Source organism: Microbacterium galbinum, from assembly GCF_023101185.1.
Classification (GTDB): Bacteria; Actinomycetota; Actinomycetes; order Actinomycetales; family Microbacteriaceae; genus Microbacterium; species Microbacterium galbinum.
On sequence record NZ_CP078077.1, the window covers coordinates 3000731 to 3016152 of the forward strand.

The following is a 15422-nucleotide window of genomic DNA, read 5'->3' on the forward strand; positions in this document are numbered from 1 at the left end:
ATGCCTTCCTATTCAGGTGAATGAACATCGCCGGAGTGTCGGACATTCCCGTCATCGTGGAAGCAGCACACCACGCAGGGTGTCGAGACCGACGCCGCCGATGTCGAGCGCACGCTTGTGGAATGCCTTGAACGAGAAGTCCTCGCCCTCCTGCTGCTGAACGGCCTCGCGCACCTGCTCCCAGATGCGCTGTCCGACCTTGTATGACGGAGCCTGCCCCGGCCAGCCCAGGTACCTGTTGACCTCGAACTGCACGAACTGGTCGGACATGTTGACGTTCTGGCGCATGAACTCGAGCGCGTAGTCGGCATCCCACACGCCCGCTCCGTCGAGACGCGGCTTACCGAGGTGCACGCCGATGTCGAGCACGACACGTGCCGCACGCATGCGCTGACCGTCGAGCATCCCCAGCCGGTCGGCCGGGTCGTCGAGGTACCCGAGCTGCTCCATCAGGCGCTCGGCGTAGAGCGCCCACCCCTCGGCGTGACCCGAGGTGCCGGCGAGCAGGCGACGCCAGGAGTTGAGCTCGGAACGGTTGTAGACGGCCTGCGCGATCTGCAGGTGATGACCCGGCACACCCTCGTGGTACACGGTGGTGAGTTCGCGCCAGGTGTCGAACTCCGTCACACCCTCCGGAACGGACCACCACATGCGTCCGGGGCGCGAGAAGTCGTCGGTGGGCCCCGTGTAGTAGATCCCGCCCTCCTGGGTCGGCGCGATCATGCACTCGATCGTGCGGATCGCCTCGGGGATGTCGAAGTGCGAGGCGGCCAGCTCGGCGACGGCGCGGTCGCTCGTCTCCTGCATCCAGCGCTGCAGCGCATCGGTGCCGACCAGTTTGCGCGCGGGATCGGCCTCGAGATGCGCCACGGCTTCTTCGACCGTGGACCCCGGCAGGATCTCGTTCGCGATCGCGGTCTGTTCGGCGACCATCCGGGCGAGTTCCTCGCGTCCCCACTCATAGGTCTCGTCCAGGTCGATCGTGGCTCCGAGGAATCGGCGCGAGTTGAGCGCGTAGAGCTCGCGACCGACCGCGTCGACCTCGGTGGCCTCGGGCACGAGTTCCTCGGCGAGGAACCGTCGCAGTTCGCCGTATGCGACGCGCGCGGCGGCCGAGTTGTCAGCCAGGGTGCGCGCGAGGGATGCCGGAAGCTGGCCGCTCTCGGGCGTGGCATCGGCCACGAAAGCGGCGAAGAAGCCGTCATCAGCCGTGTACCGGTCGATCCGGGTCGCCACCTCGACGACCTGTCGGCGGGCCGGCGTCACTCCGCGCGCGATGCCCTCGCGCAGCGTCTCGGTGTAGCCGCGCAGCGCGTCGGGCACCGCGGCGAGGCGCGTGGCGATGACCGACCAGTCGTCGGCGGATGCCGTGGGCATGAGGTCGAATGCCGAACGCACATCCTGTGCCGGTGAAGCGATGACGTTGAGGTCGCGCAGATGCCAATTCGCCTCGTGGAGTTCCAGCTCGAGACGCAGCTCGGCGCCGAGGTCGGCCTTCGTGACCTCGTCGATCGTGTCGACCGGCTCGAGGGCCGTGAGCGCGTCGAGTGTCTGCCGTGTCGCCGCTGCGATCGCCTCGTGGCCGGCCGGACTCAGATCGCCGAAGCGGTCGTTGACCTCGTCCCGCCCGATGTAGGTGCCGAGCGTCGGAGCCAGCTCGACCAGAGTGTCGACCCAGTCCTCGGCGACCTTGTCGATGGCGGTGGGAGTGCGCGGGATGGAAGTCATGCGATCCACACTAATCCTCGGACGCCGCCGGCCGTGGTCAGTGTGCGGCCTCGTTCCAGTCGTGCCCGCGCCCCACCTGCACGTCGAGCGGCACCGACAGATCCGCGGCGTCGCCCATGCGCGTGCGCACGATGCGCTCGGCGGCATCCCACTCCCCCGGGGCGACCTCGAGCACGAGCTCGTCGTGGATCTGCAGCAGCACCCGCGAGCGGAGCCCTTCGCGGCGGATGTCGTCGTGGATGTGGAACAGCGCGATCTTCATGATGTCGGCGGCGCTGCCCTGGATCGGGGCGTTCAGCGCTGCGCGCTCGGCGTTCTCCCGCAGCACGCGGTTCGGGCTGGCGAGGTCGGGGAACGGGCGACGGCGTCCGAAGATCGTCTCGGTGTAGCCGACCTCCTTGGCCGCGAGAACGGAGGCGCGCAGGTAGTCACGCACGGCGCCGAAGCGCGCGAAGTACTCGATCATGAGCTGCTTCGCCTCGGACTGCTCGATACGCAGCTGCTTCGAGAGGCCGAACGCCGAGAGGCCGTAGACCAGGCCGTACGACATCGCCTTGACCTTGGTGCGCATCGCGGCGGTGACATCGCCCGGCTCGACCCCGAACACCCGAGCGCCGACGAACCGGTGGAGGTCCTCTCCGCTGTTGAAGGCTTCGATCAGGCCCTCATCGCCCGACAGATGCGCCATGATGCGCATCTCGATCTGGGAGTAGTCGGCCGTGAGCAGCGCTTCGTAGCCGTCGCCGACCTGGAACGCGCTGCGGATGCGCCGCGATTCCTCGGTGCGCACCGGAATGTTCTGCAGATTCGGGTCGGTGCTCGAGAGCCGCCCGGTCTGGCTTCCGGTCTGCACGTAGGTCGTGTGGATGCGCGCGTCGTCGCCGATCGCCGTGTCGAGCGACTCGATGATCTGACGCAGCTTGGTGGCCTCGCGGTGCTGCAGCAGCAGGTTGAGGAACGGGTGCGGGTTCGACTCCTGCAGGTCGGCGAGCACGGCGGCATCCGTCGAGTAGCCCGTCTTCGTCTTGCGCGTCTTGGGCAGCTGGAGATCTTCGAAGAGAACCTCCTGCAGTTGCTTGGGCGAGCCGAGGTTGAACTCGCGGCCGACGATGCCGAACGCCTCCTGAGCGATGCCCTCGGCGCGGGTCGCGAGTTCGCCGGAGAACGTCGACAGCACCTCGTGGGAGACCGCGACCCCGGCCAGTTCCATGTCGGCCAGCGCGAGCAGCGTGGGCAGCTCGATGTCGGTCAGCACGGCGGCCACCGACTCGGGGATGTCGTCGCGCAGCGCGGTCGCGACGCGCAGCGCGAACCACGCCTCCTGCGCGGGGGTCGCCCCCTCGGTCTCGGGCACGAGCTGAGACGGGTCGGCCTCGGGGAGCTTCTCACCGAGGTAACGCTCGACCAGGTCGCCGAGAGTCTTGTCGGGGAAGCTCGGGCGCAGGAGCCAGCCGGCGAGGCTCGTGTCGTACGCGAGACCGCCGAGGCGGATGCCTGCTCGGTTCAGCGCCTTCAGCTGACCCTTGGCGTCGTGCAGGACCTTGGGGCGATCGGACTCGAGCCAGGAGCGCAGCTCGTCGGCCGCGGCATCCGTCCAATCGGTCTCGCGAAGCTCCGAGTCGGACGCGACCCCCAGACGGACCGGAAGCCCGCTCTGCGTGAGCACACGGAGCGCGAGCTCGCCCTGCACGGCTTCCGCCCACGTCGCGAGTTCGGCAGCCACCACCTGCTGCGGAACCGGCAGCTCGACCACCGCGGCCGGGTCTTCGGCGACCTCGCCGGCGCCGACGGCTTCGAACACGCGCGGCAGCAGTGTGCGGAACTCGAGGCGCGCGAAGATGTCGCGCACGGCCTGCGCGTCGATGGGAGCGACTGCCAGATCGTCGGGTGCGACGGGGAGCTCGACGTCGGTGAGCAGACGGTTGAGCTTGCGATTGCGGCGCACGTCGTCGATGTGATCGCGCAGGTTCCCTCCCACGACCCCCTTGATCTCCTCGGCACGAGCGAGCAGATCGTCGAGCGACCCGAACTGCGTCAACCACTTCACAGCGGTCTTCTCGCCCACCTTGGGCACGCCGGGCAGATTGTCGCTGGTCTCGCCCACGAGCGCGGCAATGTCGGGGTACTGCTCGGGACGCACGCCGTAGCGCTCCTGCACGGTCACCGGGTCGTATCGCTTGAGCTGGGACACGCCCTGCACCGACGGGTACAGCAGCGTGACGTCGTCGTTCACGAGCTGGATGGTGTCGCGATCGCCGGAGACGACGAGCACCTGATAGCCCTGCTCCGCCCCCTGCGACGACAGGGTGGCGAGGATGTCGTCGGCCTCGATGCCCTCTTTCGTGAGCACCGGGATCGACATCGCCGCGAGGCAGTCCTGCAGGAGCGGGATCTGACCGCGGAACTCCTGCGGCGTCTCGGACCGCGTCGCCTTGTACTCGGGGTACTCATCGGTGCGGAACGAGTGCCGCGAGGTGTCGAACGCGATCGCCATGTGCGTCGGCTGCTCGGCCTTGATGAGGTTCACCAGCATCGACAGGAACCCGTAGATCGCGTTCGTGTGCTGGTTGTCCTTGGTCGTGAAGTTCTCGACCGGCAGCGCGAAGAAGGCGCGATAGGCGAGCGAATGGCCGTCGACGACCATGAGGGTAGGCTTTGCGGAGTCCGTCACCCTGTCAGCCTAACGAGGACCACGGACACGCGCTGAGGAGGATGCATGAGCGACGTCGCGACGAGCGAAGGACTCGAGTGGGCCACGGCCCGTGGAATGGGCGCCCTGGCCGAGAAGATGGGCATCGAGTTCACCGAGTTCAGCATCGAGCGCTCGGTCGGCACGATGCCGGTCGAGGGCAACACCCAGCCGGTGGGCCTTCTGCACGGCGGCGCATACGTGGTGCTCGGCGAGTCACTGGGGTCGATGGCGGCCAATCTGCACGCGGGCCCCGGGCGGCTGGCGGTCGGTGTCGACATCAACGCCACGCACACGCGTTCCGCGACCTCGGGGATCGTGACCGGGGTGTGCACGCCGATCCATCTCGGACGCAGCATCGCGGTGCACGAGATCGTGGTGACCGACGATCAGGGACGCCGCTGCTCGACCATCCGCATCACCAACATGATCAAGGACGCCCCGAAGGCTCGGTGATGCCCTCATCCAGCAGCCGCTGGAAGAGGACGTGGTCCTGCCACTCCCCCGCGATCTCCAGATAGCGCGGGGCGATGCCGATGCGTGTGAAGCCGTTCGCGGCGAGTACCCGCTGGGAGGCGGCGTTGTGCAGCAGCGTCGCCGCCTGCACGCGGTGCAGTCCCAGGGAATCGCGCGCGTGACGGAGCACTGCGGCGACCGCGCGCGTCGCGAGTCCGCGTCTCGTCGAGTCCGCGGCGATCCAGTAGCCCAGATCCCCGCTGAGGAACGGCCCGCGCACGATGCCGTTGAGGTTCATCCTGCCGACGATCCGCTCGTCGGGTGCCGTCACCACGAATCGGATGCTGCGCCCCGTCTGCGCTTCGGCGACGGTGCGGTGTACGTCCCGCTCCTGCCACTCCTCCGTGAAGAACTCCTCGCTGCGAGCGGGTTCCCAGGGAGCGAGGTGGGCACGATCGGCCGCGTACGCGCGCGCGAGAGCAGCGCCGTCGCCCGTGCGGACCGGACGGAGAGTGTGCTCGGGGTCGAGCCGGAACACTACTTCTTCGGAGCGAGCTGTTCGATGATCGCCTTGGCGACGTCCTGCATCGTGAGACGACGATCCATCGACGCCTTCTGGATCCAGCGGAACGCCTCGGGCTCGCTGAGCCCCATCTTCTCGTTCAGCAGGCCCTTGGCGCGATCGACGAGCTTGCGGGTCTCGAAGCGCTCGACCATGTCGGCGACCTCGGCCTCGAGCGTGATGATCTGCTCATGGCGCGCCAGTGCGATCTCGATCGCTGGCAGCAGGTCGTTCGGCGTGAACGGCTTGACCACGTAGGCCAGAGCGCCGGCCTCGCTCGCGCGCTCGACGAGTTCCTTCTGGCTGAAGGCGGTCAGCAGCACGACCGGGGCGATGTTGCCCTTGTGCAGCTTCTCGGCGGCGCTGATGCCGTCGAGCTGAGGCATCTTGACGTCCATGATGACGAGGTCGGGACGCAGTTCGGTCGCGAGCGCGACAGCGGTCTCGCCGTCGCCGGCCTCTCCCACCACGTCGAAGCCGTTGTCGCGGAGGATCTCGACGATGTCGAGACGGATCAGCGATTCGTCCTCGGCGACGACGACGCGTCGGGGTGCGGATGACGTGGGCTGTTCAGCCAGTTCTTGCTCGGTCACGTACCCATCCTACTGGAGTGCGTCTCCGCCACGGCCGTGCGCGTCGGCACGGCGTCGGGACGGCTGCTTCTGCGCTACAGTCGTAGTCGCGATACACGGGCCGGCGTGGCGGAATGGCAGACGCGGAGCACTCAAAATGCTTTGTCCGAAAGGGCGTGTGGGTTCGAGTCCCACCGCCGGCACACAGACAGATCGACTCATCCCGCCATGAGTTCGAGTTCCTCGACGACCCGCGGATCGGCGAGGATCCGGAAGTGCCCTCCGGTGTCGAGTCGGACGTTCTTGGCGCCCGGCAGCTCGCTCCCCTCAGGGATGTGCGGGTCGAATCCCGCGTAGATCGAAACGATCCGCGCGTTCGCATCGACGCTGCGGGAGAGCGCGACGATGCCCGGATCCTCGGGCGAGAACGCACGCAGGGTGCGCGAGGGGATCCGCCTCGCGTAGCGCGAACCGCGGAACGGCGTCGCGACCGCGAGCATCGCTCGAACGCGAGCGCCCTCCCGCCCGGTCATCACCATCTTCCCGGCAAGTCCCCCTTTGCTATGGGCGACGAGGATCACGTCATGCAGATCGTTCTCGTCCAGATAGTCCTCGACGAGCGCCGCCATCTCTGCGACCGGACGCTGGCTGCGCTCCAGCGTCTCGAGCACGTGAACCCTGTGTCCTCGGTCGTTGAGTCGAGCGACCAGCGGCTCCAGGAATCGCCACGTCTCATAGACACCGGGGAGGATGACCAACGGTGCACGCTCCCCCTCGGCGTAGGCCTCCGCGCTGCTCCGACTCAGGAACGCGCGCGCCTGCCAGTACCCTGCGTAGGCGTAGTCGGCCGCCCACCAGGCTGCCTTGCGGATCGCGCAGTCCGTCATCGCTCCCCGTCATCGCTCGCGAGCGCGCGGGCAGGAGCAACGCCGGCGTGGTCGAGGATCGCTGAGCACACCGCCCGTGGTTCCGAGCGATGCACCACGTGACGACCGCCGGGGATCTCGACGAGATGCGAGACGACCGCTCGGTCACGAAGGCGGCGGCACCACGCCGACCCGGCGATGGGATCGTTCAGGCCTCGGATCACCAGCACCGGCATGAGAAGCCCTCCGACGACGTCCTCCAGCGCGTACCGCAACATGTGCCGCGCCTGTGCGAGGTACCACGGCACCCCGCACCGCAGGTAGTCCGCGAAGACGAGGGCGTTCGTCGCCGGGCTCTCCCCCACGCTGTCGAGCGCGAGCGCGAACGCCTGGGCAGGGAGCGAACGGTGCTCGTCGTCCGCGACCGGGCCGATCAGCACCAGGGAACGGACGAGATGCGGCGCGAGGTGGGCGACCTCTGCAGCCCATTGCGCGCCCATCGAGTGCCCCACGAGGATCACGGGGCCGCCACAGAGGATCGGGAGGAGTTGTATCAGCAGCCGGGCCATCCGACCGATGTCGACATCCTCACGGGGTTTCGGCAACCCGCCGAACCCCGGCAGATCCACCGCCACGACGGGGGCTTCCGCGGACAGCATCCGCAGAAGGCGTCGATGGTACCGGTGCGACATGCCGATGCCGTGCACCAACACCACCGTCGGGACCGGCGCGGTCGGGACCAGCGGGTGGTGCCGCGCCGTACCCGTGACGATTCCGAAGACGGTTCCGTCGAGAACGAGACGGCGACGGCGGAGATCCATGTTCGCACGCTACCCGTGCGAGGCGATGTGCGTCACCGGGTTGACGTGGCGAACGACGAAGGGGCGGAGCCGAAGCCCCGCCCCTTCCAAACCCTCGGGTCAGACGCCTTCCTTGTAGATGGGAGCAGCGCCGTTGACGGCGTCTCCGACCTTGTGGACGCGGATGTCGTTGGTCGAACCGGCGATTCCGGGAGGGGACCCGGAGATGACGACGACCTTGTCGCCCTCGACGGCGAGGCCGTTGGAGAGCAGGTAGTCGTCGACCTGCAGGTACATGAGGTCGGTGTGCTGCACCATCTCGACGAGCGTCGACTGGATGCCCCAGGTCAGCGCCATACGACGACGGATGTCGGGCTCCGGCGTGAACGCGAGCATCGGGATGCGCGAACGCAGGCGCGACAGGCGACGAGCGCTGTCACCGGACTGCGTGAACACGCAGAGGAACTTCGCCTCGACGAACTCCGCGACCTCGAGGGCGGCGAGCGTGATCGCCCCGCCCTGCGTGCGCGGCTTGGTCGTCAGCGGTGCGATGCGCTCCAGGCCGTGCTCTTCGGTCGACTCGACGATGCGGGCCATGGTCTCGACGGTGACGACCGGATAGTCGCCGACGCTGGTCTCGCCCGAGAGCATGACGGCATCCGCACCGTCGAGCACGGCGTTGGCGACGTCCGAGGTCTCGGCGCGCGTCGGGACCGGGCTGTTGATCATCGACTCGAGCATCTGCGTCGCGACGATGACGGGCTTCGCGTTGCGGCGAGCGAGCTCGACGGCGCGCTTCTGCACGATCGGCACGGCTTCGAGCGGCAGCTCGACACCCAGGTCGCCGCGGGCGACCATGATGGCGTCGAACGCGTCGACGATGCCCTCGAGCGCGTCGACCGCCTGCGGCTTCTCGACCTTGGCGATCACGGGGACGCGCACGCCCTCCTCGGCCATGATCTCGTGCACGCGCGTGACGTCCTCCGCGTTGCGGACGAACGAGAGGGCGATCAGGTCGGCGCCGATGCGCAGACCCCACCGGAGGTCCTCTTCGTCCTTCTCGCTCAGCGCCGGAACGTTGACCGCGACGCCGGGGAGGTTGATGCCCTTGTTGTTCGAGACGGCACCGGCGACGACGACCTTGGTGGTCACCGTCACGCCGTCGGTCTCGACGACCTCGACGCGCACCTTGCCGTCGTCGATCAGGAGGTAGTCTCCCGGCTTGACGTCCTGGGGCAGGCCCTTGAAGGTCGTGCCGGAGATGTCCTTGTTGCCGACGATGTCTTCGGTCGTGATCTTGAAGATGTCGCCCTGGGCGAGCTCGTAGGGGCCGCCCTCGAACTTGCCCAGACGGATCTTCGGCCCCTGCAGATCGACGAGGATCGCGACCGCGCGTCCCGAGTCCTCTGCGGCGCGCCGCACGTTCGCGTAGTTGTTCTCGTGCACGGAGTAGTCACCGTGGCTGAGGTTCAGGCGTGCGACATCCACACCGGCGTCGATCAGCGCACGCACGGTCTCATAGGTGGAAGTTGCGGGGCCCAGGGTGGCGACGATTTTCGCGCGTCTCAACAGATTCTCCAGGGGATAAAGGGATAGAACTCGGGCGACACTGCCGGCCTCAGCCTACGCGGGCTGAAGGCCGATAGCGACATCGTGCGGCTGAACGGGAGACGGCAGAACGGTGCTGCCCATCAGGTACAGGTCGACGCTCGCGGCCGCGGCGCGGCCCTCGGCGATGGCCCACACGATGAGCGACTGTCCGCGTCCGGCATCACCCGCGACGAACACGCCCGGGATGGTCGACTCGTAGGTCGCGTCGCGCCGGAAGGCACCGCGATCGGTGAGCTGCGGACGGGTGTCCTCGGTGAAGCCGTCGGTCTCGGGACCGGTGAAGCCCATTGCGATCAGCACGAGGTCCGCGGGGATCTCGCGCTCCGTGCCGCTTTTGGGCACGCGGCGTCCGTCGATGTACTCGGTCTCGGCGACGCGCAGTGCGCGCACCTCTCCGACCTCGTTCGAGAGGAACTCCACGGTCGACGCGAGGAACACGCGCTCCCCGCCCTCCTCGTGGGCGGAGGAGACCTCGAACACGGTCGGCATCATCGGCCACGGCTGGTGGTCGGGGCGCGTGTCGCTCGGCTGCTTACCGATCGCGAGGTTGGTTACGCTCAACGCACCCTGGCGGTGCGCGGTGCCGATGCAGTCGGCTCCGGTGTCTCCACCGCCGATGACGATGACGTGCTTGCCCTCGGCCGAGATCTGGTCGGTGACCGTGTCTCCGGCGACGGCATGGTTCGACTCGACGAGGTACTCCATGGCGAAGTGCACGCCGTCGAGGTCGCGGCCCGGGATCGACAGGTCGCGGGGAACCGTCGAACCGGTGGCGATGACGACCGCGTCGTACCGGGCGCGCAGGTCGGCCCACGAGATGTCTTTGCCGATCTCGACGCCCGCGCGGAAGCGGGTGCCCTCCTCCTGCATCTGGCGCAGGCGCGACTCGAGCTGCCCCTTCTCCATCTTGAAGTCCGGGATGCCGTAGCGGAGCAGGCCGCCGATGCGGTCGTCGCGCTCGAAGACGGCGACGGTGTGCCCGGCGCGCGTGAGCTGCTGCGCGGCGGCGAGTCCGGCCGGGCCGGAACCGACGACCGCGACGGTCTTGCCGGTCAGGCGCTCCGGAGGCTGCGCCTCGACCCATCCCTTGGAGAAGGCCTCGTCGATGATCGAGACCTCGATCTGCTTGATCGTCACGGCGGGCTGGTTGATGCCCAGCACGCAGGAGCTCTCGCAGGGCGCCGGGCACAGACGGCCTGTGAACTCCGGGAAGTTGTTCGTCGCGTGCAGGCGGTCGATCGCCGCGCGGCCTTCGCCGCGCCACGTCAGGTCGTTCCACTCCGGGATCAGGTTGCCCAGCGGGCACCCCGAGTGGCAGAACGGCACGCCGCAGTCCATGCAACGGCCCGCCTGGCGGCGGAGCACCGCCTTATCGCCCGGCTCGTAGACCTCTTTCCAGTCCATGATGCGGACGGGAACCGGACGGCGGGCGGGGAGCTCGCGCTCGGTTACCTTCAGAAAGCCTTTGGGATCAGCCACCGGTCACCTCCAGGATGCGGTTCCAGACGATGTCGCCGTCGGGGTCGATCCCCTCGGCCACTGCCTCCTCGCGCATGCTGCGCACGGCGGCGAAGTCACGCGGGAGGACCTTGACGAACTCCGCCGAGACCTCGGCGAAGCGGTCGAGGAGTTCGGTGCCGAGCGGCGACGCAGTGCGTTCGACGTGCTCGACGAGGAGACTGCGCAGCACCTCGAGATCGGCGCGGTCGAGCGGCTCGAGGAGCAGCTCGCCGCTGCCGAGGGACTGCGCGTTGATCTTGGCGGTGTCGAGCGCGTGCACGTACGCCACTCCCCCGGACATACCGGCGCCGAAGTTGCGGCCCGTCGAGCCCAGGATGACGGCCAGACCACCGGTCATGTACTCGAGCGCGTGGTCGCCCACGCCCTCGACGACGGCGGTGGCACCGGAGTTCCGGACGAGGAAGCGCTCGCCCACGACGCCCGAGATGAACATCGTGCCCGCGGTCGCTCCGTAGCCGATGACGTTGCCGGCGATCACGTTCTCCTGCGGCGCGATCTGCGAGCCGCGGGGCGGCCGGATCGTGATGTCGCCACCGGAGAGGCCCTTGCCGACGTAGTCGTTCGCGTCGCCCTCGAGCCGCAGCACGATGCCCTGCGGCATGAAGGCGCCGAGCGACTGCCCGGCGGTGCCGTGCAGAGTGACGTCGATCGTGCCGCGGGGCAGCCCGGCCGCGCCGTGACGCGCCGTGACCTGGTGGCCCAGCATCGTGCCGACCGCACGCTCGGTGTTGGCGATGGGCAGCTCCACGACGACGGGCTCTCCGTTGAGGAGGGCGTTCTTCGCGATGTCGATGAGCTGCACGTCGAAGTGCTTCTCCAGCTCGTGGTCCTGCGTCCGGCCGCTGCGACGCGGCTCGCCGGCCGGGAAGACCGGTCCCTCGAGCACGGGCGTCAGATCGAGGCCGTCGGTCTTCCAGTGCTCGATGGCCGCGTTCGTCTCGAGCAGCTCGGCGCGTCCCACGATCTCGTCGATCGAGCGGAATCCGAGCTCTGCGAGCAGCTCACGCACCTCTTCGGCGATGAACTCCATGAAGTTCACGACGAACTCGGGCTTTCCGGTGAACCGCTCGCGCAGCGCCGGGTTCTGCGTGGCGACGCCGACGGGGCAGGTGTCGAGGTGGCAGACGCGCATCATGATGCAGCCGCTGACGACGAGGGGCGCGGTCGCGAAACCGAACTCCTCGGCGCCGAGCAGCGCGCCGATGATGACGTCACGACCGGTCTTCAGCTGCCCGTCGACCTGCACGACCACGCGGTCGCGCATGCCGTTGAGCATGAGGGTCTGCTGGGTCTCGGCGAGACCGAGCTCCCACGGCGTTCCGGCGTGCTTGAGGGAGTTCAGCGGGCTGGCACCCGTTCCCCCGTCGTGGCCGGAGACGAGGATGACGTCGCTGAGCGCCTTCGCGACGCCGGCCGAGACCGCGCCGATGCCCGACTGGCTGACCAGCTTCGTGTGGATGCGCGCCTCGGGGTTGGCCCTCTTCAGATCGAAGATGAGCTGCTTGAGGTCCTCGATCGAGTAGATGTCGTGGTGCGGTGGCGGCGAGATGAGGCCGACACCCGGGGTGCCGCCGCGTGTGCGCGCCACCCAGGGGTACACCTTCTGCGGCGGCAGCTGACCGCCCTCGCCGGGCTTGGCGCCCTGCGCGAGCTTGATCTGGATGTCGTCGGACTCGGTGAGGTACTGGCTCGTCACGCCGAAGCGACCCGAGGCCACCTGCTTGATCGCGCTGCGGCGCTCCGGGTCGAGCAGACGCTCGGAGTCCTCACCGCCCTCACCGGTGTTCGACTTGCCGCCGATGCGGTTCATCGCGATCGCCAGCGTCTCGTGCGCCTCCTGGGAGATGGAGCCGTAGCTCATCGCTCCGGTCGAGAAGCGCTTGACGATGGCGGAGACGGGTTCCACCTCGTCGATCGGAACCGGCTTGCGGGTTCCGGTGCGCAACGTGAACAGACCGCGCAGGGTCTTGAGCTCCGCCGCCTGGTCGTCGACGAGCTTGGTGTACTCGCGGAAGATGTCGTAGCGGCGGGTGCGCGTGGAGTGCTGCAGCTTGAACACCGTCTCCGGGCTGAAGAGGTGGGGCGAGCCGTCGCGGCGCCACTGGTACTCGCCGCCGGTCCACAGGCGCTCGTGCGCACGGGCCGCGGCATCCTCCGGATAGGCGTAGTCGTGACGGGCCTGGTTCTCGGCGAAGACCTCGTCGATGCCGATCCCGCCGAGCTTCGACTCGGTGCGGGTGAAGTAGGCGTCGATGAACTCCTGGCTGAGGCCGACGGCCTCGAACACCTGCGCGCCGGCATACGACGACACCGTGGAGATGCCCATCTTCGACATGATCTTGAGCACGCCCTTGCCGAGCGCGTAGATCAGGTTGCGGACGGCCTTCTCCGGCGAGATGCCGGTGATGTAACCGGTGCGCACGAGGTGCTCGACCGTCTCCATCGCCAGGTAGGGGTTCACGGCGGACGCGCCGTACCCGATGAGCGTGGCCACGTGATGGACCTCGCGCACGTCTCCGGCCTCGACGATCAGGCCGACCTTCATGCGGTTCTCGCGACGGATGAGGTGGTGATGCACCGCCGCGACCATCAGCAGCGACGGGATCGGCACGAGATCCTTGTTCGAGTCGCGATCCGACAGGATGATGAACTCCGCGCCCGCCTCGATCGCCGCATCGACCTCTGCGCACATCTCATCGAGACGATCGGTGAGCGTCTGGGGTCCGGCGTCGAAGTGGTAGAGACCGCGGATGGTGACGCTCGAACGGTCGGGCAGCGCCTTGTCGATGTGACGGATCTTGGCGAGCTCGTCGTTGTCGATGACCGGGAAGTCGAGCGATACGGTGCGCGTGTGCTCGGGGCCCCACGACAGCAGGTTGCTCTCGGGGCCGAGTCCGAGCTTGAGGCTCGTGACGACCTCTTCACGGATCGAGTCCAGCGGCGGGTTCGTCACCTGGGCGAACTGCTGCGTGAAGTAGTCGAACAGCAGACGAGGACGCTTGCTGAGCACGGCGATGGGCGTGTCGGAGCCCATGGCACCGAGCGGCTCCGCGCCGTTCTGGCCCATCGGGGTCAGGAGGATGCGGACCTCTTCCTCGGTGTAGCCGAACGTGCGCTGGCGGCGCGTGATGGATGCCGGCGGGTGCACGATGTGCTCGCGCTCGGGCAGTTCGGCCAGACGCACGGAACCCGCGTCGAGCCACTCCTGCCACGGCTGCTGAGTGGAGAGCTCGCGCTTGATCTCCTCGTCCTCGACGATCCGGCGCTGCGCGGTGTCGACGAGGAACATCTTCCCCGGGCGCAGGCGACCGCGGCGCTTGATGCGCTCCGGCTCGAAGGTGAGCACGCCGGTCTCGGAGCCGATGACGATGAGACCGTCGGTGGTCTCCGTCCAGCGCCCCGGACGCAGACCGTTGCGGTCGAGCGTCGCGCCGACGAGCGTGCCGTCCGTGAAGATGAGTGCGGCCGGGCCGTCCCACGGCTCCATCTGGTTCGAGTGGTACTCGTAGAAGGCGCGCAGCTCCGGCGTGATGTCGGTCTGCTTCTCGTACGCCTCGGGAACCATCATCATGATGGCGTGCGGCAGGCTGCGGCCGGTCAGCGTGAGCAGCTCCAGAACCTCGTCGAAGGAGGCGGAGTCGCTGGCGCCGTCGGTGCAGATCGGCAGCAGGGGGCGCACGTCGCCGAGCAGTTCGGACTCGAGCTGCGACTGACGGGCGCGCATCCAGTTGCGGTTGCCGCCGACGGTGTTGATCTCGCCGTTGTGGGCGAGCATGCGCAGCGGCTGCGCGAGCGGCCACGACGGGAAGGTGTTTGTCGAGTAGCGGGAGTGCACGACCGCGAGCTCGGAGGCGAAGCGCTCGTCCTGGAGGTCCGGGTAGAACGGCTCGAGCTGGAGTGTCGTGACCATGCCCTTGTAGCCGAGCGTGCGGCTCGACAGCGACACGAAGTAGGCGCCGAGCTCATGGCCTGCGCGCTTGCGGAGACGGTAGGCGACTCGGTCGAGCGCGATGTCCGTGAGGGGCGCATGCGCGTGGGTCGTTCCCCCGGCGCTCACGAAGAGCTGCTCGAAGGCGGGACGGGCCTCGTCGGCCAGCTTGCCGAGGTGCTCGTTGACCGTGGGGACCTCGCGCCAGCCGAGGACGCGCAGGCCCTCGGCGCGGGCGATCTTCTCGATGCCGGCCTTCTGCTGGCGGCGATCGCTGGAATCGCGGGGCAGGAACGCGAGCCCCGCGGCGTACTCCCCCACCGGCGGCAGGTCGAAGTCGGTGACCGCGCGGAGGAACGCATCCGGCATCTGGGTCAGGATGCCCGCTCCGTCACCGGTGCCGGCATCCGAGCCGATCGCACCGCGATGCTCGAGGTTGCGCAGCGCCTCGAGCGCGAGCGCGATGATGTCGTGCCCGGCGTAGCCGCGCAGCGTCGCGACCATGGCCAGGCCACAGGCATCCTTCTCGAACGCCGGGTTGTACATGCCCTGCTTCGGGGGATAAGCGCCGGAGGCGCCGTAAGGGGGCTGGAAGTACACCAGTTACCGTCCTCAGATATTCAAGTGACACCGGGGACGACGTTGGCCCGCTCGTTCAGTGCAATGGTTCTCTCGCGCCACGAGGTGGC

At 68.2% G+C, this 15422-nt stretch carries 10 protein-coding genes and 1 tRNA gene; 2 read left to right on the top strand and 9 right to left on the bottom strand.

Going from position 1 to position 15422, the window contains the following annotated elements; all coding sequences use genetic code 11:
- Window positions 1–51: 51 nt before the first annotated feature.
- Together KV396_RS14540 and polA are read right to left on the bottom strand one after the other, a co-directional pair.
- Window positions 52–1728, bottom strand: a complete 1677-nt coding sequence (locus KV396_RS14540) for a DUF885 domain-containing protein (RefSeq protein ID WP_247956162.1) — start codon at window positions 1726–1728, stop codon at window positions 52–54.
- 37 nt (window positions 1729–1765) lie between these two features.
- On the bottom strand, window positions 1766–4399 hold the full coding sequence (gene polA, locus KV396_RS14545; RefSeq protein ID WP_247956163.1) for a DNA polymerase I: 2634 nt from the start codon (window positions 4397–4399) through the stop codon (window positions 1766–1768).
- A gap of 45 nt (window positions 4400–4444) precedes the next feature.
- Between polA and KV396_RS14550 the strand changes: the two genes are divergently transcribed.
- On the top strand, window positions 4445–4873 hold the full coding sequence (locus KV396_RS14550; RefSeq protein ID WP_247632212.1) for a hotdog fold thioesterase: 429 nt from the start codon (window positions 4445–4447) through the stop codon (window positions 4871–4873).
- On the opposite strand, the gene KV396_RS14555 is transcribed toward KV396_RS14550, so the two are convergent.
- Window positions 4848–5411, bottom strand: coding sequence for a GNAT family N-acetyltransferase (locus KV396_RS14555; protein WP_247956164.1), 564 nt, complete (start codon window positions 5409–5411; stop codon window positions 4848–4850). The genes KV396_RS14550 and KV396_RS14555 overlap by 26 nt on opposite strands.
- Window positions 5411–6028, bottom strand: a complete 618-nt coding sequence (locus tag KV396_RS14560; RefSeq protein ID WP_247622473.1) for an ANTAR domain-containing response regulator — start codon at window positions 6026–6028, stop codon at window positions 5411–5413. Before KV396_RS14560 ends, KV396_RS14555 begins: the two co-directional genes overlap by 1 nt.
- Before the next feature lie 99 nt (window positions 6029–6127).
- Here KV396_RS14560 and KV396_RS14565 point away from each other — a divergent pair.
- Window positions 6128–6210: transfer RNA gene (locus KV396_RS14565), tRNA-Leu, on the top strand.
- Between the two features lie 15 nt (window positions 6211–6225).
- Here the strand turns inward: KV396_RS14565 and KV396_RS14570 are convergent.
- From KV396_RS14570 to gltB, 5 genes are all read right to left on the bottom strand, one after another.
- The gene (locus KV396_RS14570; RefSeq protein ID WP_247956165.1) at window positions 6226–6894 is read right to left on the bottom strand and encodes an esterase/lipase family protein; all 669 of its coding nucleotides are present in this window, start codon (window positions 6892–6894) and stop codon (window positions 6226–6228) included.
- On the bottom strand, window positions 6891–7694 hold the full coding sequence (locus tag KV396_RS14575) for an alpha/beta fold hydrolase (protein WP_247956166.1): 804 nt from the start codon (window positions 7692–7694) through the stop codon (window positions 6891–6893). The genes KV396_RS14570 and KV396_RS14575 overlap by 4 nt, the downstream gene beginning before the upstream one ends.
- A gap of 99 nt (window positions 7695–7793) precedes the next feature.
- Window positions 7794–9242: a pyruvate kinase gene (pyk, locus tag KV396_RS14580; protein ID WP_247632209.1), complete on the bottom strand. Its 1449-nt coding sequence runs from the start codon at window positions 9240–9242 to the stop codon at window positions 7794–7796.
- A 54-nt stretch (window positions 9243–9296) separates the two neighbouring features.
- Window positions 9297–10763 carry a glutamate synthase subunit beta gene (locus KV396_RS14585; RefSeq protein WP_247632208.1) on the bottom strand — a complete coding sequence of 489 codons (1467 nt, stop codon included), beginning with the start codon at window positions 10761–10763 and terminating at the stop codon, window positions 9297–9299.
- Entirely contained in the window at window positions 10756–15279 is a 4524-nt protein-coding gene (gltB, locus tag KV396_RS14590; RefSeq protein ID WP_247957605.1) for a glutamate synthase large subunit, read from the bottom strand. The genes KV396_RS14585 and gltB overlap by 8 nt, the downstream gene beginning before the upstream one ends.
- Window positions 15280–15422 lie beyond the last annotated feature (143 nt).

Coding starts and splice junctions, on each gene's coding strand:
- KV396_RS14540 (WP_247956162.1), bottom strand. CDS start 1,728: ATGACTTCCATCCCGCGCACTCCCACCGCCATCGACAAGGTCGCCGAG.
- KV396_RS14550 (WP_247632212.1), top strand. CDS start 4,445: ATGAGCGACGTCGCGACGAGCGAAGGACTCGAGTGGGCCACGGCCCGT.
- KV396_RS14570 (WP_247956165.1), bottom strand. CDS start 6,894: ATGACGGACTGCGCGATCCGCAAGGCAGCCTGGTGGGCGGCCGACTAC.
- KV396_RS14575 (WP_247956166.1), bottom strand. CDS start 7,694: ATGGATCTCCGCCGTCGCCGTCTCGTTCTCGACGGAACCGTCTTCGGA.
- gltB (WP_247957605.1), bottom strand. CDS start 15,279: ATGTACAACCCGGCGTTCGAGAAGGATGCCTGTGGCCTGGCCATGGTC.